Annotated in this window: 20 protein-coding genes, 1 tRNA gene and 1 pseudogene; 6 read left to right on the forward strand and 16 right to left on the reverse strand. The window is 74.0% G+C overall.

What is annotated here, in order from left to right; genetic code table 11:
• Positions 1 to 11 precede the first annotated feature (11 nt).
• Both ACYU8I_RS11460 and ACYU8I_RS11465 read right to left on the reverse strand, forming a co-directional pair.
• Positions 12 to 884: a tRNA (adenine-N1)-methyltransferase gene (locus ACYU8I_RS11460; protein WP_460840871.1), complete on the reverse strand. Its 873-nt coding sequence runs from the start codon at positions 882 to 884 to the stop codon at positions 12 to 14.
• A gap of 104 nt (positions 885 to 988) precedes the next feature.
• The gene (locus ACYU8I_RS11465; protein WP_460840798.1) at positions 989 to 2137 is read right to left on the reverse strand and encodes a site-2 protease family protein; all 1149 of its coding nucleotides are present in this window, start codon (positions 2135 to 2137) and stop codon (positions 989 to 991) included.
• Between the two features lie 53 nt (positions 2138 to 2190).
• Here ACYU8I_RS11465 and ACYU8I_RS11470 point away from each other — a divergent pair, with 53 nt between their 5' ends.
• On the forward strand, positions 2191 to 3201 hold the full coding sequence (locus tag ACYU8I_RS11470) for a RecB family exonuclease (RefSeq protein WP_460840800.1): 1011 nt from the start codon (positions 2191 to 2193) through the stop codon (positions 3199 to 3201).
• Between the two features lie 6 nt (positions 3202 to 3207).
• On the opposite strand, the pseudogene ACYU8I_RS11475 reads toward ACYU8I_RS11470, so the two are convergent.
• Both ACYU8I_RS11475 and metH read right to left on the reverse strand, forming a co-directional pair.
• A pseudogene (locus ACYU8I_RS11475) lies at positions 3208 to 3744 on the reverse strand (HAD family hydrolase); the annotation flags it as partial.
• Positions 3737 to 7489, reverse strand: a complete 3753-nt coding sequence (metH, locus tag ACYU8I_RS11480) for a methionine synthase (protein WP_460840804.1) — start codon at positions 7487 to 7489, stop codon at positions 3737 to 3739. The gene metH and the pseudogene ACYU8I_RS11475, both read right to left, overlap by 8 nt.
• Before the next feature lie 78 nt (positions 7490 to 7567).
• On the opposite strand from metH, the gene ACYU8I_RS11485 reads away from it, so the two are divergent.
• The gene (locus ACYU8I_RS11485; protein WP_460840807.1) at positions 7568 to 8431 is read left to right on the forward strand and encodes a PAC2 family protein; all 864 of its coding nucleotides are present in this window, start codon (positions 7568 to 7570) and stop codon (positions 8429 to 8431) included.
• 277 nt (positions 8432 to 8708) lie between these two features.
• On the opposite strand, the gene mshC is transcribed toward ACYU8I_RS11485, so the two are convergent.
• The 4 genes from mshC to ACYU8I_RS11505 are packed head-to-tail and all read right to left on the reverse strand — an operon-like array spanning position 8709 to position 12163.
• On the reverse strand, positions 8709 to 9968 hold the full coding sequence (gene mshC / locus ACYU8I_RS11490; protein WP_460840810.1) for a cysteine--1-D-myo-inosityl 2-amino-2-deoxy-alpha-D-glucopyranoside ligase: 1260 nt from the start codon (positions 9966 to 9968) through the stop codon (positions 8709 to 8711).
• Positions 9969 to 9991: 23 nt separating this feature from the next.
• On the reverse strand, positions 9992 to 10828 hold the full coding sequence (locus ACYU8I_RS11495) for an SCO1664 family protein (RefSeq protein ID WP_460840813.1): 837 nt from the start codon (positions 10826 to 10828) through the stop codon (positions 9992 to 9994).
• On the reverse strand, positions 10825 to 11418 hold the full coding sequence (locus tag ACYU8I_RS11500) for a DUF3090 family protein (protein ID WP_460840816.1): 594 nt from the start codon (positions 11416 to 11418) through the stop codon (positions 10825 to 10827). The genes ACYU8I_RS11495 and ACYU8I_RS11500 overlap by 4 nt, the downstream gene beginning before the upstream one ends.
• 37 nt (positions 11419 to 11455) lie before the next feature.
• Positions 11456 to 12163: a histidine phosphatase family protein gene (locus ACYU8I_RS11505; RefSeq protein ID WP_460840819.1), complete on the reverse strand. Its 708-nt coding sequence runs from the start codon at positions 12161 to 12163 to the stop codon at positions 11456 to 11458.
• A gap of 77 nt (positions 12164 to 12240) precedes the next feature.
• On the opposite strand from ACYU8I_RS11505, the gene corA reads away from it, so the two are divergent.
• Positions 12241 to 13221, forward strand: coding sequence for a magnesium/cobalt transporter CorA (corA, locus tag ACYU8I_RS11510; RefSeq protein WP_460840823.1), 981 nt, complete (start codon positions 12241 to 12243; stop codon positions 13219 to 13221).
• Between the two features lie 9 nt (positions 13222 to 13230).
• Here the strand turns inward: corA and ACYU8I_RS11515 are convergent, their stop codons facing one another.
• Entirely contained in the window at positions 13231 to 14055 is an 825-nt protein-coding gene (locus ACYU8I_RS11515) for an undecaprenyl-diphosphate phosphatase (RefSeq protein WP_460840826.1), read from the reverse strand.
• Between the two features lie 104 nt (positions 14056 to 14159).
• Here ACYU8I_RS11515 and ACYU8I_RS11520 point away from each other — a divergent pair, with 104 nt between their 5' ends.
• Complete coding sequence (locus ACYU8I_RS11520; protein ID WP_460840829.1) at positions 14160 to 15116, forward strand: aldo/keto reductase; 957 nt, start codon at positions 14160 to 14162, stop codon at positions 15114 to 15116.
• Positions 15113 to 15364, forward strand: a complete 252-nt coding sequence (locus ACYU8I_RS11525; protein ID WP_460840831.1) for a DUF5703 family protein — start codon at positions 15113 to 15115, stop codon at positions 15362 to 15364. Before ACYU8I_RS11520 ends, ACYU8I_RS11525 begins: the two co-directional genes overlap by 4 nt.
• A 7-nt stretch (positions 15365 to 15371) precedes the next feature.
• Here ACYU8I_RS11525 and ACYU8I_RS11530 read toward each other — a convergent pair whose 3' ends face one another.
• Together ACYU8I_RS11530 and ACYU8I_RS11535 are read right to left on the reverse strand one after the other, a co-directional pair.
• Positions 15372 to 16676, reverse strand: coding sequence for a M20/M25/M40 family metallo-hydrolase (locus ACYU8I_RS11530; RefSeq protein WP_460840833.1), 1305 nt, complete (start codon positions 16674 to 16676; stop codon positions 15372 to 15374).
• A gap of 48 nt (positions 16677 to 16724) precedes the next feature.
• Entirely contained in the window at positions 16725 to 17084 is a 360-nt protein-coding gene (locus ACYU8I_RS11535) for a hypothetical protein (RefSeq protein WP_460840835.1), read from the reverse strand.
• 525 nt (positions 17085 to 17609) lie between these two features.
• Between ACYU8I_RS11535 and ACYU8I_RS11540 the strand changes: the two genes are divergently transcribed.
• The gene (locus ACYU8I_RS11540; protein WP_460840837.1) at positions 17610 to 18284 is read left to right on the forward strand and encodes a M23 family metallopeptidase; all 675 of its coding nucleotides are present in this window, start codon (positions 17610 to 17612) and stop codon (positions 18282 to 18284) included.
• 7 nt (positions 18285 to 18291) lie between these two features.
• Here ACYU8I_RS11540 and ACYU8I_RS11545 read toward each other — a convergent pair whose 3' ends face one another.
• The 5 genes from ACYU8I_RS11545 to ACYU8I_RS11565 form a co-directional block, all read right to left on the reverse strand.
• Positions 18292 to 18519 carry a hypothetical protein gene (locus tag ACYU8I_RS11545; RefSeq protein ID WP_460840839.1) on the reverse strand — a complete coding sequence of 76 codons (228 nt, stop codon included), beginning with the start codon at positions 18517 to 18519 and terminating at the stop codon, positions 18292 to 18294.
• A gap of 20 nt (positions 18520 to 18539) precedes the next feature.
• Complete coding sequence (locus ACYU8I_RS11550) at positions 18540 to 20939, reverse strand: bifunctional FO biosynthesis protein CofGH (protein ID WP_460840841.1); 2400 nt, start codon at positions 20937 to 20939, stop codon at positions 18540 to 18542.
• A gap of 71 nt (positions 20940 to 21010) precedes the next feature.
• Positions 21011 to 21661, reverse strand: coding sequence for an AMIN-like domain-containing (lipo)protein (locus ACYU8I_RS11555; protein ID WP_460840844.1), 651 nt, complete (start codon positions 21659 to 21661; stop codon positions 21011 to 21013).
• Between the two features lie 119 nt (positions 21662 to 21780).
• Positions 21781 to 21866: transfer RNA gene (locus tag ACYU8I_RS11560), tRNA-Leu, on the reverse strand.
• A gap of 75 nt (positions 21867 to 21941) precedes the next feature.
• Positions 21942 to 23378: a GuaB1 family IMP dehydrogenase-related protein gene (locus ACYU8I_RS11565; protein WP_460840845.1), complete on the reverse strand. Its 1437-nt coding sequence runs from the start codon at positions 23376 to 23378 to the stop codon at positions 21942 to 21944.
• Between the last annotated feature and the right edge of the window lie 26 nt (positions 23379 to 23404).

Raw genomic sequence — 23404 nt, forward strand, 5'->3', positions numbered from 1 at the left:
GGGCGGAGCGCTCAGACGCCCTGCGGCCGGGGGCCCTGGTAGTCGTCGCCGTAGGCGCCGGGGGCGGGGCGGCGGGTCTTGCGCGGGGCGGCGGAGCCGACGCTCATGCGGCGGGCGGTGACGAGGAAGCCGGTGTGGCCGTTCATCTTGTGGCTCGGGCGCACGGCGAGGCCCTCGACGTGCCAGTCGCGCACCAGCGTCTCCCAGGGCTGCGGCTCGGTGAACTCGCCGTGGGCGCGCAGCGTCTCGACGACGCGGCCGAGCTGGGTGGTGGTGGCGACGTACGCGACGACGAGGCCGCCGGGGCGCAGCGCGTCGGCGACGACGTCGACGCACTCCCACGGCGCGAGCATGTCGAGCACGACCCGGTCGACGGTGCCGGGACCGGTGGCGCCGGGGAGCGACTCGACCAGGTCGCCGACGCTGAGCCGCCAGGCGGGGTGGAGCGTGTCGTGGCCGAAGAACTGCCGCACGTTGCGCTCGGCGACGGCCGCGAACTCCTCGCGGCGCTCGAACGACAGCAACCGGCCGGTCGGCCCGACGGCGCGCAGCAGCGAGCAGCTCAGCGCACCGGATCCGGCACCCGCCTCGACCACGGTGGCGCCCGGGAAGATGTCGGCCATCGCGACGATCTGCGCGGCGTCCTTGGGGTAGACGACCGCCGCGCCACGCGGCATGGAGACGACGAACTCGCTGAGCAGCGGACGGAAGACGAGGTACTCGCCGCCGTTGGTCGAGGTCAGCGTGAACCCCTCGTCGTGGCCGATGAGGTCGTCGTGGGCCAGGCCGCCCTTGTTGGTGTGGAACGTGACGCCGGGCTGCAGGCACAGGTTGTGCTTGCGGCCCTTGTTGTCGACGAGCCGCACCCACTCGCCCGGCTGCAGCGGTCCGCGGCGTACGCCGGACCAGTCGGCGCCGTCGGCGGGTGGACCGTCGGCGTCGGGCGGGGTCGGGTCGTGCGGGGCCGGGTCGTGCGTGGTCGGGTCGGTCACGAGCGGGCGGTCTCCTCGAAGGCGCGGTCGACGTCGGTGCTGGCGAGCACCCCGAAGATCGAGCCGTCGGGCTCGACCAGGACGTACTCCTCGGCGGGCAGGCGCGCCATCGCGCGCACCAGCTCCTCGCCGGTCAGGTCGGCGGGCACCAGCAGGCCCGCCTCGAGGGTGCGGGCCACCGAGGTCACCGGCACCCACGGCCGACGCTCGGCGGGGGTGGCCACGAGCGCGCGCTCGCTGACGACGCCGGCGGGGCGCTCGCTGCGGTCGAGGAGCACCACCCCGCCCGCGCCGGCCTCCTGGGCGCGGCGCACGGCCTCGGCCACCGAGAGGTCGTCGGGCACGGCGAGGGCGCGCCGCGCGAGCCGGCGGGCGTCGAGGGCCGGCAGCCGGCGGCGGATGCGGGCCTGCGCGAGCTGCTGGGTCGCACCCGCCCACAGGAACGCCGCCAGCACGAGCACCACCACGTAGGTGAGGACGTCGGCGCGCACGCCGTAGCCGAGCTCGAGCACGACCGGCCACAGCAGCACGAGCACCGCGACGACGCGGCCGCCCCAGGCGGCGGCGACGGTGCCCCGGTGCTGGTCACCACCGACCTGCCACACCACGGCCCGCAGCACGCGGCCGCCGTCGAGAGGCAGGCCGGGCACGAGGTTGAGCACGCCGACGAGCAGGTTGGCGACCGCGAGGCCCTCCACCGCGAGCCGGGGCAGCCCCTCGGGGCTCAACGGCGCCAGCGCCAGGGCTGCGCCTCCCACGGCCAAGGAGGTGAGCGGGCCCACCACGGAGATCCAGAACTCCTGCTTGGCGCTCTCGGACTCGCGGTCGATCTCGGTGGCGCCGCCGAGGAAGTGCAGCGTGATCGAGCGGACGCCGAGCCCGAAGCGCTGGGCCACCAGGGCGTGGGAGATCTCGTGCAGCAGCACCGAGAGGTAGAGCAGGACGGCGAAGACCACGCCCGCGACGTAGCGCAGGCCGCCGAGACCCGGCTGGACGACCTCGATGCGCGGGGCGAGCACCACCGCGATCAGGCCGGCGACCAGCAACCACGACGACGTCACGAGGACGTCGACCCCCGCGACCCGACCGATGCGCACGGCACCGCGTGGGGCGCGGCGCGCCGGGCCGCGGTCGGTCGCTGTCACCCGGCCAACGCTACCGGGGCGGGTTGTCCGACCCCGCACCTAGGTTGGGGCCCGTGGACACCCCGACGACCCCGGCGAGCGACCTGACGGTGGACCCGGCCGAGCGCGCACCGCGCGGCACGGTGGTCGACGGCGAGCAGGTGGTGGGGGCGCTGTCGCCGACGGCGATGGCCGAGTTCCGCGACTGCGCGCTGCGCTACCGGCTGCGGCGCATCGACCGGGTGCCCGAGCCGCGTGCGCCCGAGGCGCTGCGCGGCACCCTCGTGCACCGGGTGCTCGAGCTGCTCTTCGACCTGCCGGCCCCGGAGCGCGAGCCGGGCCGTGCCGACGCGCTGGTCGACGTCGCCTGGGCCGAGCTGGCGGAGGCCGAGCCCGACCTGGCCGACGCCGTCCCCGACGACGAGCGGGCCGCCTGGCTCGCCCCCTGCCGCGCAGCGGTGGCGGCGTACTTCGACCTCGAGGACCCGCGCCGCCTCGAACCCGCCGAGCGCGAGCTCTACGTCGAGGCTCTCCTCGGCTCCCGGCTGCTGCTCCGCGGCGTCGTCGACCGGCTCGACGAGAGGCCCGACGGAGCGCTGCGGGTGGTCGACTACAAGTCCGGGCGGGCGCCGGCCGCGGGCTTCGAGCAGCGGGCGCTGGCCCAGCTCCGCGTCTACGCCCTCGTGCTGTGGCGCAGCCGCGGCGTGGTGCCGCAGGAGCTCCGGCTGGTCTACCTCGGCGACGGCCAGACCATCAGCCACTCCCCCGACGCTGCCGAGCTCGAGGCCACCGAGCGCACGGCCGAGGCGCTCTGGGCGGCCGTCAGCGAGGCGTCCGCGACCGGTGGCTTCGAGGCCAACCCGGGCTTCGCCTGCCGCTGGTGCACCTTCCAGGAGCTGTGCCCGGCCTGGGGCGGCACGCCGCCGCCGTACGCCTCACCCGAGGAGCGCGCCGAGCGCCGCCGGCGTGAGGCCGACGAGGCTGTCGCGCACGACGCGGCGGCCCCCGGCCTCGACCTCGGCGTAGGCGGGCACGACCAGCACGGTGCACCCGGCGGCCTCGGCGGCGGCGGTGCCGGTGGGTGAGTCCTCGACCGCCAGGGTGCGCTCCGCGGTGACGCCGAGCTCGGCCATGGCGCGCAGGTAGGGCTCGGGGTGGGGCTTGCCCTGGTCGACGAGGTCACCGGTGACGACGACGTCGAAGGTGCCGGCGGGCAGCGCGCGCAGCACGGGCTCGGCGAAGCGCCAGTACGAGTTCGTCACCAGGCCGCACCGCACCGCGGCACCGCGCAGCGCGGCGAGCAGCTCCTGCGCCCCCGGCAGCCACGGCAGGTGCTCCTCGACCAGCACCAGCACGTCGGCGAGCAGCTCGTCGACGATCTGCTCCTGCGAGATGGTGAGGCCGGCGACGTCCTGCAGCACTCGAGCCGACGCCTGCAGGCTCTTGCCCAGCAGCCGCCCCTCGTCGGCCTCGGTCCACGTGCCGCCGTGGCGCTCGACGAGCGCGGTGGTGCAGCGGGCCCAGTAGGGCTCGGTGTCGACGAGCGTGCCGTCCATGTCCCACAGCACCGCCGCGGGCAGCTCGCCGCCCATCGGGCCGCCGGCCTCCGGGGCGCCGCCGTCAGTCATCGGGGTCGTAGCCGAGGTTGGCCGAGAGCCACTTCTCGGCCTCGGGCACCGTCCAGCCCTTGCGCTCGGCGTACGACGCGACCTGGTCGCGGCCGACGCGGCCCACCACGAAGTACTGCGAGGCGGGGTGGGAGAAGTACCAGCCGCTCACCGACGCACCGGGCCACATCGCCATCGACTCGGTGAGCGTGATGCCGGTGGTCCCCTCGACGTCGAGCAGCTCCCACAACGTGATCTTCTCGGTGTGCTCCGGACAGGCCGGGTAGCCCGGCGCGGGCCGGATGCCGCGGTAGCGCTCGGCGATCAGCTCGTCGTTGCGGAGGTGCTCGTCGGGCGCGTAGCCCCACAGCTCCCTGCGCACCCGCTCGTGCAGCCGCTCGGCGAAGGCCTCGGCGAGGCGGTCGGCCAGCGACTCGAGCAGGATCGCGGAGTAGTCGTCGTGCTCGGCCTTGAACTTCTCTACCCGCTCGGCGCTGCCGAGCCCGGCCGTGACGGCGAAGCCGCCCACGTGGTCGGCGAGCCCGGTGTGGCTGGGGGCGACGAAGTCGGCCAGCGAGCGGTGCGGCACGCCCTCGCGGTGCTCGCCCTGCTGGCGCAGGTGGTGCAGGACGGTGCGCACCTCGGTGCGGTCGTCGTCGGCGAAGACCACCACGTCGTCGCCTCGCGACGCGGCCGGGAAGAAGCCGTAGACGCCCTTCGCCTCGAGCCAGCCCTCCGCGACGACCGTGTCGAGCATCTCCTGCGCGTCCTCCCACAGCCGGCGGGCCGCCTCCCCGGTGGCGGGGTTGTTGAGGATGTCGGGAAAGCGCCCCTTCATCTCCCAGGCGTTGAAGAACGGCTGCCAGTCGACGTACTCACGCAGCACGGCGAGGTCCTCGGTCACCGCGTGCACGCCGGTGCCGACCAGGGGCGCCGGCGGCTCGTACGCCGCCCAGTCGAGGTCGGGCGCGCCGGCCCGGGCCCGCTCGATCGGCAGCAGGCGCCGCTGCTGCTTGCCGGCGTGGCGCTCGCGCAGCGAGGCGTAGTCGGCCTCGGTCTCGGCGAGCAGCTTCTCGCGGCGCTGCGGGTGCAGCAGCGCGGCCGCGACCGGGACCGAGCGGGAGGCGTCCTTCACCCAGAGCACCGGCCCGCCGTAGCGGGGCGTGACCTTGACCGCCGTGTGGGCGCGCGAGGTGGTGGCGCCGCCGATGAGCAGCGGGATGTCGAAGCCCTGCCGCTCCATCTCGGAGGCGAAGTGCACCATCTCGTCGAGCGAGGGGGTGATCAGGCCGGACAGGCCGATGATGTCGGCGCCGACCTCCCTGGCCTTGTCGAGCACCTTCTGTGCCGGCACCATCACCCCGAGGTCGATGACGTCGTAGTTGTTGCACTGCAGCACGACGCCGACGATGTTCTTGCCGATGTCGTGCACGTCGCCCTTGACGGTGGCCATGACGATGGTGCCGTTGGAGGAGCGCTCGTCGCCCTCCTCCATCTCCTCCTCGATGAAGGGGATGAGGTAGGCGACCGCCTTCTTCATCACGCGCGCCGACTTCACCACCTGCGGGAGGAACATCTTGCCGGCGCCGAAGAGGTCGCCGACGACGTTCATGCCGTCCATCAGCGGGCCCTCGATGACCTCGATCGGCCGCCCACCGCGCTCGGCGATGATGCCGCGCAACTCCTCGATGTCGTCCTCGACGTGGGCGTCGAGGCCCTTGACCAGGGCGTGGGTGATCCGCTCCTCGATCGGCAGCGAGCGCCACTCCTGGACCGCCGCCTCCTGCTTCTCCCCCGACCCGCGGTGCTGCTCGGCGAGCTCGAGCAGGCGCTCGGTCGCGGCCATCGCGTCGTCGGTGCGGTCGAGCACGACGTCCTCGATCGCGTCGCGCAGCGCGGGCGCCACCTCGTCGTACACCTGGAGCGCGCCGGCGTTGACGATGCCCATCGTCAGGCCCGCCTCGACGGCGTGGAAGAGGAAGACCGCGTGGATCGCCTCGCGCACCTCGTTGTTGCCGCGGAAGGAGAACGAGACGTTGGAGATGCCGCCCGAGACCAGCGCGTGCGGGAGGTTCTGCCTGATCCAGCGGGTGCCCTCGATGAAGTCGCGGCCGTACGACGCGTGCTCCTCGATGCCGGTGGCGACGGCGAAGACGTTGGGGTCGAAGATGACGTCCTCCGCCGGGAAGCCCTCCTCCTCGACCAGGATGCGGTAGGCCCGGGCGCAGATCTCCTGGCGGCGCTCGAGGGTGTCGGCCTGGCCGTCCTCGTCGAAGGCCATCACGACGACGGCGGCGCCGTGCTTGCGGCACAGCCGGGCCTGGCGCCGGAAGGGCTCCTCGCCCTCCTTCATCGAGATCGAGTTCACGATGGGCTTGCCCTGCAGGCACTTCAGGCCGGCCTCGATCACCTCGAACTTCGACGAGTCGACCATCACCGGCACCCGACTGATGTCGGGCTCGCCGGCGACCAGGCGCAGGAAGCGCTCCATGGCCGCGACGCCGTCGATCATGCCCTCGTCCATGTTGACGTCGATGACCTGCGCGCCGTTCTCGACCTGCTGCGCGGCGACGCTGAGGGCGGTGTCGTAGTCGCCGTCCTTGATGAGGTTGCGGAAGCGCAGCGAGCCGGTGATGTTGGTGCGCTCACCGACGTTGACGAACAGCGAGTCGCCGTCGATGGTCAGCGGCTCCAGGCCCGAGAGGCGCATGGCGGGTGCCTGCTCGGGCACCTCGCGCGGCGACTGCCCCTCGACGGCGCGCGCGACGGCAGCGATGTGATCGGGGGTCGTGCCGCAGCAGCCACCCACCAGGTTGACCAGCCCCGCCTCGGCGAACTCGCCCACCACGGCGGCGGTCTCCGACGGGCCCTCGTCGTACTCGCCGAAGGCGTTGGGCAGACCGGCGTTGGGGTAGGCCGAGACGAAGGTGTCGGCGACGCGCGCCAGGTCGGCCAGGAAGGGACGCATCTCCTTGGCGCCCAGTGCGCAGTTGAGCCCCACCAGCAGCGGGCGGGCGTGACGCACCGAGTGCCAGAACGCCTCGGTCGTCTGGCCCGACAGGGTGCGGCCCGAGGCGTCGGTGATGGTGCCCGAGATGACGACCGGCCAGCGGCGGCCGTGCTCCTCGAAGACGGTCTCGACGGCGAAGATCGCGGCCTTGGCGTTGAGGGTGTCGAAGACGGTCTCGATGACGAGACCGTCGGAGCCGCCGTCGAGCAGGCCGCGGGTCGACTCGGCGTACGCCTCGACGAGCTGGTCGAAGGTGACGTTGCGCGCCCCGGGGTCGTTGACGTCGGGGCTGATCGAGGCGGTGCGGTTGGTCGGCCCGATGGCGCCCAGCACGAAGCGCGGCTTGTCGGGGGTGCGCTCGGTGACGGCGTCGCAGGCCGCGCGGGCGAGGCGGGCGGACTCGTAGGACAGCTCGTAGGCGAGGTCCGACATGTCGTAGTCGGCCATGGCGATCCGGGTCGCGCTGAACGTGTTGGTCTCGATCAGGTCGGCGCCGGCCTCGAGGTAGCGCTCGTGGACCTCGCGCACGATTTCGGGCTGCGTCAGCGACAGCAGGTCGTTGTTGCCCTGCACGTCGGTGTGCCAGTCGGCGAACCGCTCGCCGCGGTAGTCGGCCTCCCCCAGCCTGCTGCCCTGCAACGCGGTGCCCATGGCCCCGTCGAGCACGAGGATGCGCTCGCGCAGCAGGTCGGCCAGCTGCTCGGTGCAGTCGGGCCGGTGGTGCGGCGGGAAGGCGTTCTCAGCAGCGTCGGACACCTGTCCAGGGTACGGACCGCGCCGGTCGCGGGGCCGTCGGTCCCGGATGGTGGCAGGCGCGGTGCCTAGGCTGGGGCGGTGATCGAGATCGAGGACGTCGCGCCGCTGCGCGACGCCGTGATGGTGGCCGCGTTCGAAGGTTGGAACGACGCCGCAGGGGCCTCCTCCGGGGTCGTCGACCACCTCATCGAGGTGTGGGACGCCACCCTGGTGGCCGCCATCGACCCCGAGGAGTTCTACGACTTCCAGGTCAACCGCCCGACCGTCGGCGCCGACGAGGCCGGCATGCGCCGCATCACCTGGCCGTCGTCGCAGGTGTACGTCGCCCGGCCCCCGGGCTCCGAGCGCGACGTGGTGCTGCTGCGCGGGCTCGAGCCCAACATGAAGTGGCGCCAGTTCTGCGCCGAGCTGCTCGCCCACGCCGACGACCTCGGTGTGCAGCTGGTCGTGACCCTGGGGGCGCTCCTCGCCGAGGTGCCGCACAGCCGACCGATCAGCGTCAGCGGCACCGCCACCGAGCTCGACCTCGAGGACCGCCTGCGGCTCGAGCCGTCGACGTACGAGGGCCCGACGGGGATCGTCGGCGTGCTCCAGGACGCCTGCGTGCGTCTCGACATCCCCGCCGTGTCGTTCTGGGCCGCGGTGCCGCACTACCTGCCCCAGCCTCCCTGCCCCAAGGCGACCCTGGCCCTGCTGGCCCAGGTCGAGGACGTCCTGCAGGTGACGGTGCCGCTCGGCGACCTCCCCGAGGACAGCCGGGCCTGGGAGCGTGGCGTGGCCGAGCTCGCCGAGGAGGACGAGGACGTCGCGGAGTACGTCCGCGCCCTCGAGGAGAGCCAGGACACCGCCGAGCTCCCCGAGGCCAGCGGCGAGGCCATCGCCCGCGAGTTCGAGCGCTACCTCAAGCGTCGCGACGACCCCCCCGCTCCCCCCACCCCCTGACCCCCGCTTCCGGCGAGGAGTCACTGCCTGACCGCCGAGGAGTCACTGCCTGACCGGCGAGAAGTCACTGCCTGACCGGCGAGAAGTCACTGCCTGACCGGCGAGAAGTCACTGCCTGTCGGGCCAGAGGCCAGGGACTGACCCCTCGACCGCCAGGGACTGACCCCTCGACCGCCAGGGACTGACCCCTCGACCGCCAGGGACTGACCCCTCGACCGCCAGGGACTGACCCCTCGACCGTCAGGGACTGACGCCTCGGCGGGGTGGGAGGCAGGGGTCAGAGGGCGACGCCGAGGGCGGCGTCGACGAGGGCGGTGACGGTGGCGCCCGCGGTGGGGTCGGAGGTGTCGCCCTCGGTGGTGGCGGCGGCCCAGGCGTCGACGAGCGCAAGCGCGCCGGGGGCGTCGAGGTCGTCGGCGAGGCGGGCGAGGACGTCGGTCACGAGGTCGGCGGTCGGGGCGCCGGCACCCCGGGCGACGGCGTCGCGCCAGGCGTCGAGCCGCTCGTGGGCGGTGCCGAGCTCGCGGTCCTCCCACATCCAGTCGGTGCGGTAGTGGTGCGAGAGCAGCAGCAGCCGCACCGCCATGGGGTCCTCGCCGGCGTCGCGCAGCCGCGAGACGAGCACGAGGTTGCCCTTGGACTTCGACATCTTCTCGCCGTCGAGGCCGACCATGCCGGCGTGCACGTAGGCGTGGGCGAAGCGGGTGCCGCCGTCGGCCACCTGGGCCTCCGACGCGCTCATCTCGTGGTGGGGGAAGACGAGGTCGCTGCCGCCGCCCTGCACGTCGATGGGGCCGAGGGTGGCGGAGTCGAGGTGGTGACGGGCGATGGCGGAGCACTCGACGTGCCAGCCGGGACGGCCACGACCCAGGTCGGTGTCCCAGGCGGGCTCACCCGGACGCTCCGACTGCCACAGCAGGCAGTCGAGCGCGTCCTTCTTGCCCTCGCGGTCCGGGTCGCCGCCACGCTCACCGAAGACCTCGAGCATCTGCTCACGGCTCCACCCCGAGACCTCGCCGAAGGCCGGGTCGGAGCCCACGGAGAAGTAGAGGTCGTCACCGTGGTCGGACCCCACCGAGTAGACGCTCCCGGCAGCACGCAGCTGCTCGACCATCGGCACGATCAGCGGGATCGCCTCGACCGCCCCGACGTAGGAGTCGGGCGGGAGCACGCGCAGCGCCTCCATGTCGGTGCGGAAGAGCTGCGTCTCGCGCTCGGCGAGGGCGACCCAGTCCTCCCCCGTGGTCTCGGCCCGCTCGAGCAGCGGGTCGTCGACGTCGGTGACGTTCTGCACGAAGCGCACGTCGTGACCGGCGCAGCGCCAGGCACGCTGCAGCAGGTCGAAGGTGACGTACGTCGCCGCGTGGCCGAGGTGGGTGGCGTCGTACGGCGTGATGCCGCAGACGTACATCCGGGCGGTCCCGGCCTGCGGCACGCTCTCGCGGAGCTCGCCGGAGGCGGTGTCGTAGACCCGGAGCTCCGGTCCGCGGGCGTCCCCGGGGAGCCGTCCCGGGCCGGGCGAGGTCCAGGAACGCATGCCCCGAAGGGTAGTCGCCGACCTCAGAACGGCGGCCAGGGGATGCTCGGCCAGCCGCCGCGGGGGCTCGGCAGCACCCCGCGCCGGAGCAGCCGCTCGCACCGTTCGGCGACGGCGTCGACCTCGTCGACGCGGAGCAGCTCCTCGAGCTGCTCGCGGAGGTCGCCGGCGAGGCCGGCCAGGACGTCCTCGATCGCCTCGCGCTCGTCATCCTCCAGCGGCATCCCGCCCCAGCCCCACAGCACGGTGCGGAGCTTGTCCTCGACGTGGAAGCAGACGCCGTGGTCGACGCCCCACCGGTGTCCCTCGGGGGCCGTCAGGACGTGGCCGCCCTTGCGGTCGGTGTTGTTGGTGACCACGTCGAAGACCGCGATGCGTCGCAGCGGGGTGGTGTCCTCGTGCACGAGCATGACCGGCTCGTCGTCGCCGCCCGTCGCGTCGAGCACGTGGAGGAAGCCGGCAGGGACCGGGCCGTCGGGCACGACGTCGACCGGGTCGCGGCCGGACCCGGTCTCCACACCGTCCTGCCACAGCTGCACCATGCCGCGGCCCGCCGGGCCGTCGCGCAGCAGCGTCGGGGGCACGACCGCCCACCCGAGGTGCTCGCTGACGACGCGGGCGGCGTACTCGCGCTCGGCGAGGGTGCCGTCGGGGAAGTCCCAGAGCGGTCGCTCGCCCGAGACCGGCTTGTAGACGCACCGGGGGCCGTCGGGATCGCCCAGCGCCGCGAGGAAGGTGTGGTTCGAGGCCGGCATGATGCGGCCCAGCACGTGCAGCTCGCCGCTGGTCAGCAGGTCGTCGGCGGCCGGGTCGGGGCGGGCCGGGTCGGAACGGGCCGGCTCGGGGCGGGGTGCCGTCATCCGGCCGAGCGGCGGTAGCCGTTGGCCCGGGGGCACAGGTGCCCCGCGGGATCCATCGGACCGCCGCAGAACGGGCACGGCTCGCGACCCGCCGCGACCACCGACTCGGCCCGCGCCGCGAACGCCCGCGCCATCGCGGGCGGCAGCCGGACCAGCAGCAGCTCGTCGGGCTCGGGCTCCTCGATCGGCAGGTCGACGAGCTCCTGCTCGGCGGCCTCCAGGGGCACCTCGACCTCGACCTCGGCGACCGGGAAGACCTCGATGACCACGCGCTCGTCGCTGGCGTCCCACGACAGCGTGATCGTGCCGGCGCGGAACTCCTCCTCGATCGGCTGGTCGAGCGCCTCGGTGTCGAGCAGCCCGACGGGCGTGACCGCCGGCACCGTCTCGCGGGTCTCCTCGCCGGCGATGAGCTCGTCGAGCAGCTCGCCGATGCGCTCACCGAGGATCTGCACCTGCTGCTTCTCCAGCGCCACCGACGTCAGGCGCACGCCGTCGCGCGCCTGCAGGAAGAAGGTGCGCTGGCCGGGCTCGCCGACGGTGCCCGCGACGAAGCGGTCGGGCGGGTCGAAGCGGTGCACGACGGGCATGGCTCGACTCTAGGGCCTGGGTCGTAGGGCTACGACGCTAGGACGCGCCCGCGGGACCGGCACCGCCACCGACGGCCGCGTCGCTGCTCGCCCGGCGCGTACGACGCCCCTTCCGCGGCGGCGCGGCGAGGTGCGCGAGCGACCCGGCCGAGGAGTTGCTGGTGACCACGAAGGCCCGCTCGGGGGTGTAGCGCACGACCGACAGGCTCGCCGGGTCGACGACAATGCGCTGGAAGGCGTCGAGGTGGATGCCGAGCGCGTCGGCCAGCACGGCCTTGATGACGTCGCCGTGGGAGACCGCCACCCACACGACGTGGTCGCCGTGCTCCGCGGCGAGCGCCGCGTCGCGGTCGCGGACCGCGGCGACGGCGCGCGTCGACATCTGCGCCATGGTCTCGCCGCCCGGGAAGCGGGCGGCCGACGGCTGGGCCTGCACCGTGCGCCACAGCGGCTCCTTGGCCAGCGCCGAGAGCTTCTGCCCGGTCCACTCGCCGTAGTCGCACTCGGTCAGGCCCTTGTCGACCACGGCGTCGTGCTCGGGTGCCAGCAGCCGAGCCGTCTCGCGGCAGCGGGTCAGGGGGCTGCTGACCACGGCGGCCAGCGGCAGGCCTTGCAGCCGCGCGCCGGCGGCGGTGGCCTGCTCGCGGCCCTTGTCGTCGAGGCGGACCCCGGGGCTGCGTCCGGCGAGGACGCCGCTGGCGTTGGCGCTGGTGCGGCCGTGGCGCGCCAGGATCACGGTCGGCATGGCTGCGAGCGTAGCCGTGCGGCGAGCGGCCCAGCAGTCGTCCCAGGACTCCTGCCGAGCGTCGTACGGTGTGCCCCGTGATCGTGGACAACGCGCTCTACCGCGACGGGCACCGGGTGGAGCTGGGGTGCGACGTCGACGACATCGGCGCCGTCGGCGACGAGCTCCGCGGGGAGCACGACTTCGTCTGGGTCGGGCTGCACGAGCCGACCGCCGAGGAGCTCGAGATCGTCCGCCGGAGCTACGCCCTGCACCCGCTGGCGGTCGAGGACGCGCTGACCGCCCACCAGCGCCCCAAGGCCGAGCACTTCGACGGCTCGTTGTTCCTGGTCCTCAAGACGCTCTGGTACGTCGACGAGCAGGACGCCGTCGAGACCGGCGAGATCAGCATGTTCGTGGGCCAACAGTTCGTGGTGACGGTGCGCCACGGCGAGGGGTCGTCGCTGCGCGACGCGCGGGCCGCCCTCGAGGCCAACGAGACCCTGCTCTCGCACGGACCCGCCGCGGTCGTGCACGCGGTCATCGACGACGTCGTCGACCGCTACGAGCAGGTCGCCAACGAGCTCGTGGAGGACGTCGACGAGGTCGAGACGTCGGTGTTCTCCGTGGAGCGCACCCGTGACAGCGCCCGCATCTACGTCCTCAAGCGCGAGCTCGCCGAGATGCGTCGCGCCGTGCTCCCGCTGCGGGCCCCGCTCGACCGCTTCGCCCGCGGCGACACGCCCCTCGTCTCGAACGAGGCGGCGCCGTACTTCCGCGACATCACCGACCACCTCGCGCGGGTCGCCGACACCATCGACTCGCTCGACGGCCTGCTGTCGACGGCGTTCGACGCCCACCTCGCACAGATCTCCCTGCAGCAGAACGAGGACATGCGCACCATCTCCGCCACCGTCGGGCTGGTGGCGGCGCCGACGTTGGTCGCGGGCATCTACGGCATGAACTTCGACCACATGCCCGAGCTGCACTGGACCTTCGGCTACCCCATGGCGCTGGGGCTGATGCTCCTCAGCTCGCTGACCGTCTGGATCATCAGCAAGCGCGCGGGCTGGTTGTGAGCCGTCGGCTCAGGGCGTGAGCACCCCGGCGCCCAGCAGCGCGAAGGTGAGCAGGCCGAGCGCGATCCGGTAGACCACGAACGGCAGGTAGCTGTTCTGGGAGACGTAGCGCAGCAGCCACGCGATGGCGGCGTAGCCGACGACGAACGACACCACCGTGGCGACGACGGTCGGGCCCCAGCCGTAGGCGTTGTCGCCCGACCCGATGTCGGGCAATGTGAAGATCCCGGCACCGACCACCGCCGGGATGGCGAGCAGGAAGGCGAAGCGGGTGGCCGCCTCCCGCTTCATGCCGAGGAACAGCCCCATCGAGATGGTCGCGCCCGAGCGCGAGACGCCGGGCACCAGCGCGAGGGCCTGCGCACCGCCCATCAGCAGCGCGTGACGTACGCCGATCTGCTCGACGCCGCGCTCCTGGCGGGCCGTGCGGTCGGCGACGCCGAGCACGACGCCGAGCACGATCAGCATGGACGCGACGATCCACAGGTTGCGGAAGTCGCGCTCGATGACGTCCTTGAGCAGCACCCCGAGCACGACGATCGGCAGCGAGCCGAGGATGACGTACCAGCCCATGCGGGCGTCGAGGTGGCCGCGGAACTCCGGCTTGACCAGCGACTTCAGCCAGGTGGTGGCGATGCGCCAGATGTCGTTGCGGAAGTAGATCAGCACGGCCAGCTCGGTGCCGATCTGGATGACCGCGGTGAAGGCGGCACCGGGGTCGCCCCAGCCGAACCACTCCGGGAAGATCCGCAGGTGGGCGCTGCTGGAGATCGGCAGGAACTCGGTGAGGCCCTGCAGGGTCCCGAGGACGACGGCCTTGAGGAGGTCGAGCACCCGCGCAGTCTAGGGACGCGCGACGACTCCCCGCCGCGCGCCGGTCCGCCGACCGACGGCGAGCCGTGGGGGGCGGGCTCCGTCGTGCTCGCTACCGTGCCGATATGCAGCAGCGTCGGCTGGGCCGCACCGGCCTCCGGGTCTCGCGCCTGGGCCTGGGCACCATGTCGTGGGGCACCAGCACCGACGAGCACGAGGCGCGCGAGCAGCTAACGGCCTTCGTCGAGGCGGGCGGCACGCTCGTCGACACCGCGCACGTCTACGGCGCGGGTGCCTCCGAGGAGCTGCTGGGCTCGTTGCTCGGCGCCGTCGTGCCGCGCGAGGAGGTCGTCGTCGCGACCAAGGCCGGGTTCGGCCAGCACCGGGGACAGCGCCGGCTCGACACCTCGCGGCGCTCGCTGCTCGCCGCGCTCGACCTCTCCCTGCACCGCCTCGGGCTCGACCACGTCGACCTGTGGCAGGTCCACGTGTGGTCCGACGACACCCCCCTCGAGGAGACCCTCGGAGCCCTCGACGCCGCGGTCGCGAGCGGCCGCACGCGCTACGTCGGCGTCTCCAACTACACCGGCTGGCAGACCGCGCAGGCGGCCACCTGGCAGTCCGCGGTGCCCGGACGGGCGACGCTCGCGAGCACCCAGGTGGAGTACTCCCTGCTGTCACGTGGCGTCGAGGCCGAGGTCGTGCCCGCCGCCCGGGCCCTCGGGCTGGGCGTGCTGCCTTACTCGCCGCTCGCCGGTGGGGTGCTCACCGGCAAGTACCGCACCGGCGTCCCGTCGGACTCCCGCGGGGCCGAGCACGCCGGCCTCGTCGCGCCGTACCTCGACGACCGCTCGGCGCGCGTCGTCGAGGCGGTGGCCCGCGCCGCCGACGGCCTCGGCTGGACCCCCGTCGAGGTCGCCCTCGCCTGGGTGCGTGACCGCCCGGGCGTCACCGCACCCGTCCTGGGCGCCCGCACGGCTCACCAGCTGCGTGCTGCGCTGTCGGTGGAGGAGTGCATGCTTCCCGACGAGATCACCGCTGCTCTCGACGACGTCTCACCACGCGAGGAGGTCCGTCCGTGACGTCTGCCAAGGCCCGCAAGATCGAGCACCGTCTCGAGCACCGCGCCCTGCGTCCCGGGGTGGAGTACGAGTTCGACAAGCTCGTCATCAGCCGCGACGAGTCCCGCAGCGCCGTCACCCGCCTGCTCGTCGAGCGCGCCGAGCACGGCGGCTGGGAGCTCGACCGGGTCCGCATCTCGCACGACGGCACCCGCCGCGTGCAGCTGCGCCGCCGGATCATCCGGCAGCGGATGGCCTTCGTCTACTAGACCTGGCTCAGATCCGGCCGAGGAAGCGGTCGAAGACCCGGGCGCCGAACTCGAGGGCGTCGACCGGGACCCGCTCGTCGACGCCGTGGAACAGCGCGGTGAAGTCGAGCTCCTCGGGCAGGCGCAGCGGGGCGAAGCCGAAGGCCCGCACGCCGAGCTCCTCGACGAACCACTTGGCGTCGGTGCCGCCGCTCATCAGGTACGGCGCGACCAGGGCGTCCGGGTCCTCCTCCAGCAACGAGGCGGTCATCGCCTCGGTCAGCGGCCCGTCCCACTCGGTCTCGAGGCCGGTCATGAAGGTGTCGAAGTCGACCCGCACGTCGGGGCCGGCGAGCTCGCGCAGGGTGTCCTCGAACTCCTGCTCGTGCCCCGGCAGGAAACGACCGTCGACGTGGGCGACGGCCTCGCCCGGCACGACGTTGACCTTGTAGCCGGCCTTGAGCATCGTCGGGTTGGTGGTGTTCTTGAGCACCGCGCTGATCATGCGCGCGGCGCTGCCGAACTCCTCGACCAGCTCCTCGGCGTTGTCGGGCGTCGCCTCGGTGCCGGCGAGCTCGCCCACCGTGGCGAGCAGGACCTGCATGGTCGGGGTCAGCTGCACCGGCCAGGTGTGCCGGCCGATGCGGGCCACCGCCTCGGCCAGCGCGGTCACGGCGTTGTCGGGGTGGCGCATCGAGCCGTGCCCGGCGTTGCCCCGCGCGGTGAGCCGGGTCCAGGCCATGCCCTTCTCGGCGGCCTCGACGAGGTAGAGGCGTCGGCCCCGCACGGTGGTGGAGAAGCCCCCCACCTCGCCGACGGCGTAGGTGCAGCCCTCGAACCACTCGCGCTTGGCGCGCACCAGCGGGCCGGCGCCACGGTGTCCACCCGCCTCCTCGTCAGCGGTGAAGCAGAGCACGACCGGGCGCTCCGGCACGGCGCCCGCCCGCGCCCGCGCGCGCACCACGGAGAGCAGCATCGCGTCGAAGTCCTTCATGTCGACCGCGCCGCGGCCCCAGACCTGGCCGTCGTGCACCTCGCCGCTGAAGGGGTGGTGCGTCCAGTCGTCGGCGTCGGCCGGCACCACGTCGAGGTGCCCGTGCAGCAGCACCGGGTCACCCTGCTCGCCGCCCCAGCGCGCGAGCACGTTGGTGCGCCCGGGCTCGTGCTCCCACAGCTCGGTGGTGATGCCGACGTCCTCGAGGAGGCCGGCGACGTGCTCGGCGGCCTTGCGCTCCCCCGGACCCTCGCCGTCGCCGTAGTTGGTGGTGTCGATGCGGATGAGATCGCGGCAGATCTCCACGACCTCGGCGTCGGGCTGGTAGGCGTCGCTCATGACCCCACTGTGCCCCGGACCCCGACGGACGACCCGGGCGGGCGGGCGCTACAGCGGCAGGTGGGCGCCGGCACGCGGCGACATCGACCGCGGCTCGGTCCAGCGCACCAGGCCGTCGGCGTCGATCATCCCGAGCTGCAGCACCTCGGCCACCGGGCGGTGGTGCTCGTCCTCCCACGACCGGGCGTGCCACCAGGTCTCCTCGAAGACCTGGATCTCGAGCACATCGGTGCCCTCGGCGGAGCGGGCGATGGTGCGCTCGCACCAGGCCCGCGCCGAGGCGAGGTCGGGCCAGCGGCGCTCGAGCACCGTCTCCTCGGCGCCTCCGGCCTCACGCAGCTGCAGCCGCGCGAGCGCCGTCGAGCCGATGCCCGACCGGGGCGTCACTGATGCGCGGGGTTCCTCCACGCGCCCAGGCTAGGCGCGACCTCGCGCCTGCACCCAGACCCCCGGGTCCGCGGTGAATGCCTGTCTAGCCCGGGTCGGGAGGGAGGTGTCGGTCTACCGTGTCGGGGAACGCCGCCCTCGGCGTCGTGCACCCACCGTCGGGCCCGCGAGGGCTGTGGGGTTCGTCACCCACCCCGCCTGGGCGGCCGGCGTACGGCGTGAGCGGGGCCACTCCCGGCTTGCAACCCCCGGGCCTGTCTGCGTCACTGGTGCGTGGGCGCCGTCGTGGCGTCCCCTGCCCACCCCGCGGTCCAGGTACGCCGACGCTCGTCGCCGGCCGCGGTGCACGCGAGCACGAGCCTCGCGACGAGCGGTGCGGCCCGGACGGACTCGGGACGCGTCCGCGGCCGGCGTACGAGGTCATCACCTGCCATGCCCGACCCCCTGAGCCCTGCCCGCGCGCCCCGGCGCCCCGCGTCGCGCGGACGCCACCGTGCCCGGCGCCGGCTGACGACCGTGCGGCCGCTCGCGCGTCCTCGTGCGCTCGTGCCCGCCACCGCCACGGTCCTGCTGGTCGCCACGACCGCCGCCGGCGGCGTGGATCCCGCGGCGGGCGAGAGCTCGTCCGGGGAGCGCGCCCACCTCGACGGCTCCCTCGCTCCCGCCGACATCACCCTGGCTGCCGTCGAGTCGCCCGCCGCGCTGACCGAGGCCGAGCTGCGGCGCGACCGAACCCGCCCCGGTGGCTCGGAGCTCACGGCGTCCGGCGTGAGCCGCCTCGTCGAGCCTGCCGACGTGGTCGCAGGGCGCCGGCTCGAGGAGAAGCCGCCGCCGCTGCAGCTGCCGGTGCAGGGCGCCCGGCTCACCGCTGGCTTCGGCGACACCGGCCTGTGGGCCAGCAGCCACACCGGACTCGACTTCGCCGCCCCCGAGGGCACGCCGCTGGTCGCGGTCGGCACCGCCGTGGTCGAGTCGGCGGCGTACGACGGCGCCTTCGGCAACAAGGTGGTGCTGCGGCTCGAGGACGGCACGGTGCTCTGGTACGCCCACCTCTCGTCGGTCGCGGTCTCCCCCGGCCAGGAGGTCGAGGCCGGGCAGCAGGTCGGCACCCTGGGCTCGACCGGCAACTCCACCGGCCCCCACCTGCACCTCGAGGTGCACCCCGCCGGCAGCGGACCGGTCGACCCCGCGGGGTGGCTGGCGGAGCGCGGCCTGCTCTGAACCCCTCTCAGTCGAGCTCGCCGATGTGCCAGTCGGTGCGCCCGGCGGGGTGGCGTCGCTCCCACTCGGACAGCAGCACCTCCCGGACCGCGGCCGCCTGCGCGGTCGCCAGCGGCTCGCGGCCGGAGACAGCGTGGCGGCTGGTCGCCCACGCCCGCCTCAGCTGGGCGTCGCTCCACTGCCGCACGACCAGGCGCACCCGGTCGGCGGGCTCCGGCTGCTCGGCGTCGTCCACTGCGCCCCCGGGCCGCGCGCCTAGGCCGTGCCGGCGAGGCGGCGCTCGTCGGCGCGCTGGTAGAGCGTGGTGCGCTGCACGAGGGGGCGTCCGGCCCGCGCCGCGAGACGGCGCAGGTCGTCGGGCGTGACCATCTGGCCGTGGGCGGCGCCCGCCGCGCGGCTGATGTTCTCGTCCATCAGGGTCCCGCCGAGGTCGTCGACCCCTGCCCGCAGCAGCTGCAGCGCACCCTGCTGGCCGAGCTTGACCCACGACGTCTGCACGTGGTCGATCAGGCCGCGGTAGGCGATGCGGGCGACGGCGTGCATCAGCACGACCTCGCGCCACGTGGGGCCACGACGGGCCCCGCGCTTGAGGTAGACCGGCGCCGCCATGTGCACGAAGGGCAGCGGCACGAACTCGGTGAAGCCGCCGGTCTCGCGCTGCAGCTCGCGCGTGCGCAGCAGGTGACGTGCCCAGTGCACCGGCCGCTCGACGGAGCCGAACATGATGGTGACGTTGCTGCGCAGGCCCACCTGGTGGGCCGTCCGGTGCACCTCCAGCCACTGGTCGGTGTCGATCTTGTCGGGGCACAGCACGGCGCGGACCTCGTCGTCGAGGATCTCGGCGGCCGTGCCGGGCAGCGTCGACAGCCCCGCGTCGCGCAGCCGGGCGAGGTAGTCGGCCAGGGGCTCCTCGAGCCGGCGCGCGCCCTCGTGCACCTCCAGCGCGGTGAAGCCGTGCACGTGCATGTCGGGCACGCGCTCCTTCACCGCGCGCGCCACGTCGACGTAGAAGTGGCCGTCGAAGTCGGGGTGGATGCCGCCCTGCAGGCAGACCTCGGTGGCGCCGTCAGCCCAGGCCTCGGCGGCCCGGTGGGCGACGTCGTCGAGGGTCAGCAGGTAGGGCTTGCCACGCAGGTTGAGCGAGAGCGGACCCTTGCTGAAGCCGCAGAAGGTGCACCGGAAGGTGCAGACGTTGGTGTAGTTGATGTTGCGGTTGACCACGAAGGTGACCTCGTCACCGACGGCCTCGGCGCGCAGCTCGTCGGCGAGGGCGGCGACGGCGGCGACCTCGGGACCACGGGCCCCGAACAGCGTGACGAGCTCGGCCTCCCCCGGCTCCTGGCCGGCCCGCACGCCGGCGAGCACCTCCGCCACGGCACCGCCGGCGCGCGGCGCGGCCGGCACCAGCACCGGCGGAGCGGTGTCGGCGCCGGAGTACCAGGCCGTCGAGCGACGACCGATCTGCACGACCTCGGCACCGGTGCCGACGTTGGCGGCCTGCTGGTGCCGCTCGGGCCACGTGGCGCCCGGGTCGTCGCGCGCCAGCAGGTCGGCGTCGGCCCGGTCGAGCACGGGGAACCGCACCCGTTCGTCGAGCCACCGCCCGGGGTCTGCGGCGTACGACGGGTGCACGGTGAGGCGCGGCGCGAGGGTGAGCCCCCGCTCCTCGGTCGCGTCGCGCAGCGTCTCGAGGGCCGGCCACGGCCGCTCGGGGTTGACGTGGTCGGCCGTCACGGGAGACACGCCGCCCCAGTCGTCGAGGCCGGCGTCGAGCAGGTCGCCGAGGCGCTCGACCTCGGAGAGGTTGGGCGGGGCCTGCACGTGCACGTCGGCGGGCAGCAGCAGCCGGGCGAGGGCGATCGCACGGTGGTGCTCCTCGGGCGGGCAGGGAGCGGCGTCGCGCATCGCGGTGCCCGGCTTGGGCAGGAAGTTCTGGACGATCACCTCCTGCACGTGCCCGTGGCGGCGGTGGCTCGCGGCGATGGCGAGCAGCGCCTCGACCCGGTCGGCCTCGGTCTCGCCGATGCCGACGAGGATGCCGGTGGTGAACGGGATCGCCAGGTCGCCGGCCGCCTCCAAGGTGGCCAGCCGACGCGACGGGATCTTGTCGGGCGCCCCCCGGTGGGCAGCCAGGTCGGGACGCAGCGACTCGACCATCATCCCCTGCGACGGACTGACCTGGCGCAGCAGTGCGAGGTCGTCAGCGCTCACGGCACCCGCGTTGGCGTGCGGCAGCAGGCCGGTCTCCTCGAGCACCAGGCCGGCGACGTGGTGGACGTAGTCGACGGTCGACTCGAAGCCGCGCTCCTCGAGCCAGGCGCGCGCGCTGTCGTAGCGCAGCTCGGGCAGCTCGCCCAGGGTGAAGAGCGCCTCGTGGCACCCGGCGCCCGCCCCTTCGCGGGCGATGGCGAGCACCTCCTCCGGCGAGAGGTACGGCGCGTCGAGGTGCCGCGGTGCGGTGGCGAAGGTGCAGTAGCCGCACCGGTCGCGGCACAGCCGCGTGAGCGGCACGAAGACCTTCGGCGAGTAGGTGACCCGGGTGCCGGTCGTCGCCGCCCGGACGGCGCGGGCCCGCGCGGTCAGCTCGGCGGTGGGCAGTGCCGTCAGGTCGGTCCCGCGGGCGGTCTCGTCGTGCTCGTCATCCCTGCGTGCCACCCGGCGAACATAGCCCGTGCCCCCGACGGCCGGCGCCACCGGCGGGGGGCCACCCCGTCCGTGCGGTGTGCTCAGCCGTGGACGACGTCGACGACCACGCGGGTGGGGCTGTCGAGGGCGAAGACGCGGAAGGGGCGGCGCTCGCCCGCGAGCCCGACGAACGCGAGCTGCTGGCCCTCGAACACGCCGCCCGGCAGCACCTCGGTGACGCTGCGGGTCCCGTCGCCCTCGACCGGCTCGGGACCGACCTCCTCGACGCCGGTGTCGGAGGGCAGGCCCATGTTGCGGAGGTCGACCTGCAGGAAGGAGTCGCCCCGGAGGTCGAGCTCCTCCCCCGACCCGTCGGCGCGGGGCACGTCGACGTACTCCACCCGCCAGCCGGGCCGCCCCGTGCCGTCGAGCTGGAAGACGACCCGGTCGAAGCCGTCCTGACGACCGACGCGCACCTCGGTGAGCGTGAGGCCGTTGCCGGCACCGGGACGGACGCCACCGGTGTCGGGTCGCAGGTCGGCCTCGAACGGCGCGCCGTCGCGCGACGGGGACGGGGTCGCACTCGTGGGTCTGGTCGGGCCGTCCTGCGACGGCGACGGGTCCGCCGGGGAGGACGCGGGGGCGGGCGGGTCGGTCGGCCCGGCGTCTGGGGCGGGGTCGTCGCCCCCGCAGCCAGCGAGAGAGACGACCAGGGCGAGGCCGGCGACGACCGGCGCGGTCTTCCTGAGCACGTGGCACCTCCGAGAGTGGTCGTGCGTGGCGCGACGGTACCGCTGCCGGAGGCGTCGGCCCCACACCTGGCGGGCCCCGGAGACGACGATGGGCCCCGCGGAGCGGGGCCCATCTGCTGTGTCCGAGGGGGGACTTGAACCCCCACCCCCTAATACGGGGACTAGCACCTCAAGCTAGCGCGTCTGCCTATTCCGCCACCCGGACGAGCGAGGGAACACTAGCAAGACCCGGACCCCGGAGCCGAATCGGGGCCCGACGATCCCCCGGCGACTGCGCGGCTCACCAGCCGCCGGGCAGCGGGCGCCCCTCGGCGAACCCGGCGGCCGACTGCACGCCCACCACAGCCCGCTGGTGCAGCTCCGCCAGGTCGCCGGCGCCGGCGTACGTCGCCGCGGAGCGGACGCCGGAGCAGATCTCGTCGACGAGGTCCTCGACACCCGGGCGCGCCGGGTCGAGGTACATCCGCGAGGAGCTGATGCCCTCCTCGTAGAGCGCCTTGCGAGCCCGGTCGAAGGCCGTGTCGGCCGCGGTGCGGTGGGCCACGGCCCGCGCGGACGCCATGCCGAAGCTCTCCTTGTAGGCCCGGCCGTCGGGTCCGACGTGCAGGTCGCCGGGCGACTCGTGCGTGCCGGCGAACCAGGAGCCGATCATCACCTGGGAGGCGCCGGCGGCCAGCGCGAGCGCGACGTCACGGGGGTGCCGGACCCCGCCGTCGGCCCAGACGTGAGCCCCGAGCCGGCGGGCCTCGGCGGCGCAGTCGAGCACGGCGCTGAACTGCGGCCGGCCGACACCGGTCATCATGCGGGTGGTGCACATCGCGCCGGGGCCGACCCCGACCTTGACGATGTCGGCCCCCGCGTCGACGAGGTCGCGCACGCCCTCGGCCGAGACGACGTTGCCCGCGACCACGGGCACCGACGGCGACTGCCCGCGCACGGTCGCGAGGGCCTCGAGCATGCGGTCCTGGTGGCCGTGGGCGGTGTCGACCACGAGGCAGTCGACGCCGAGGTCGAGCAGCGTGCGAGCGCGCCCGCCGACGTCGCCGTTGACACCGATCGCCGCCGCCACGCGGAGCCGCCCGTCGGCGTCGACCGCGGGTGCGTAGATGGTGGAGCGCAGCGCTCCGGTGCGGGTGAGGATGCCGACCAGCGACCCGTCGTCGTCGACCGCGGGGGCGAGCCGGTGCCGCGAGGAGTGCAGGACGTCGAAGGCCTCGCGCGGGTCCATCGTGTGCTTCAGCGTCGTCATGTCGGTCGTCATGACGTCCTCGACGAGCGTGAAGCGGTCGACGCCGTGGCAGTCGGCCTCGGTCACCACCCCGACCGGCCGGCCGTCCTCGACCACGACGGCGGCGCGGTGGGCGCGCTTCGGCAGCAGCGCCAGCGCGTCGCTCACGGTCTGGTGCGGGTCGAGGGCGATGGGCGTCTCGAACACCGGGTGGCGCGACTTCACCCACGCGACCACGTCGGCCACCACGTCGAGCGGGATGTCCTGCGGCAGCACGGCCAGGCCTCCTCGGCGGGCCATCGTCTCGGCCATCCGGCGCCCCGACACCGCGGTCATGTTGGCCACCACGAGCGGCACGGTGGTGCCGGTGCCGTCGGAGGTCGCGAGGTCGACGGCGTAGCGCGAGGTGACCGCCGACCGGCGCGGCACCATGAAGACGTCGTCGTAGGTCAGGTCGTGCTCGGGCGACTGGTCGTGGAGGAAGTGCACGACGCGCCAATCTACGCGTCCCGCGG

Source organism: Nocardioides marmoraquaticus (assembly GCF_054777915.1).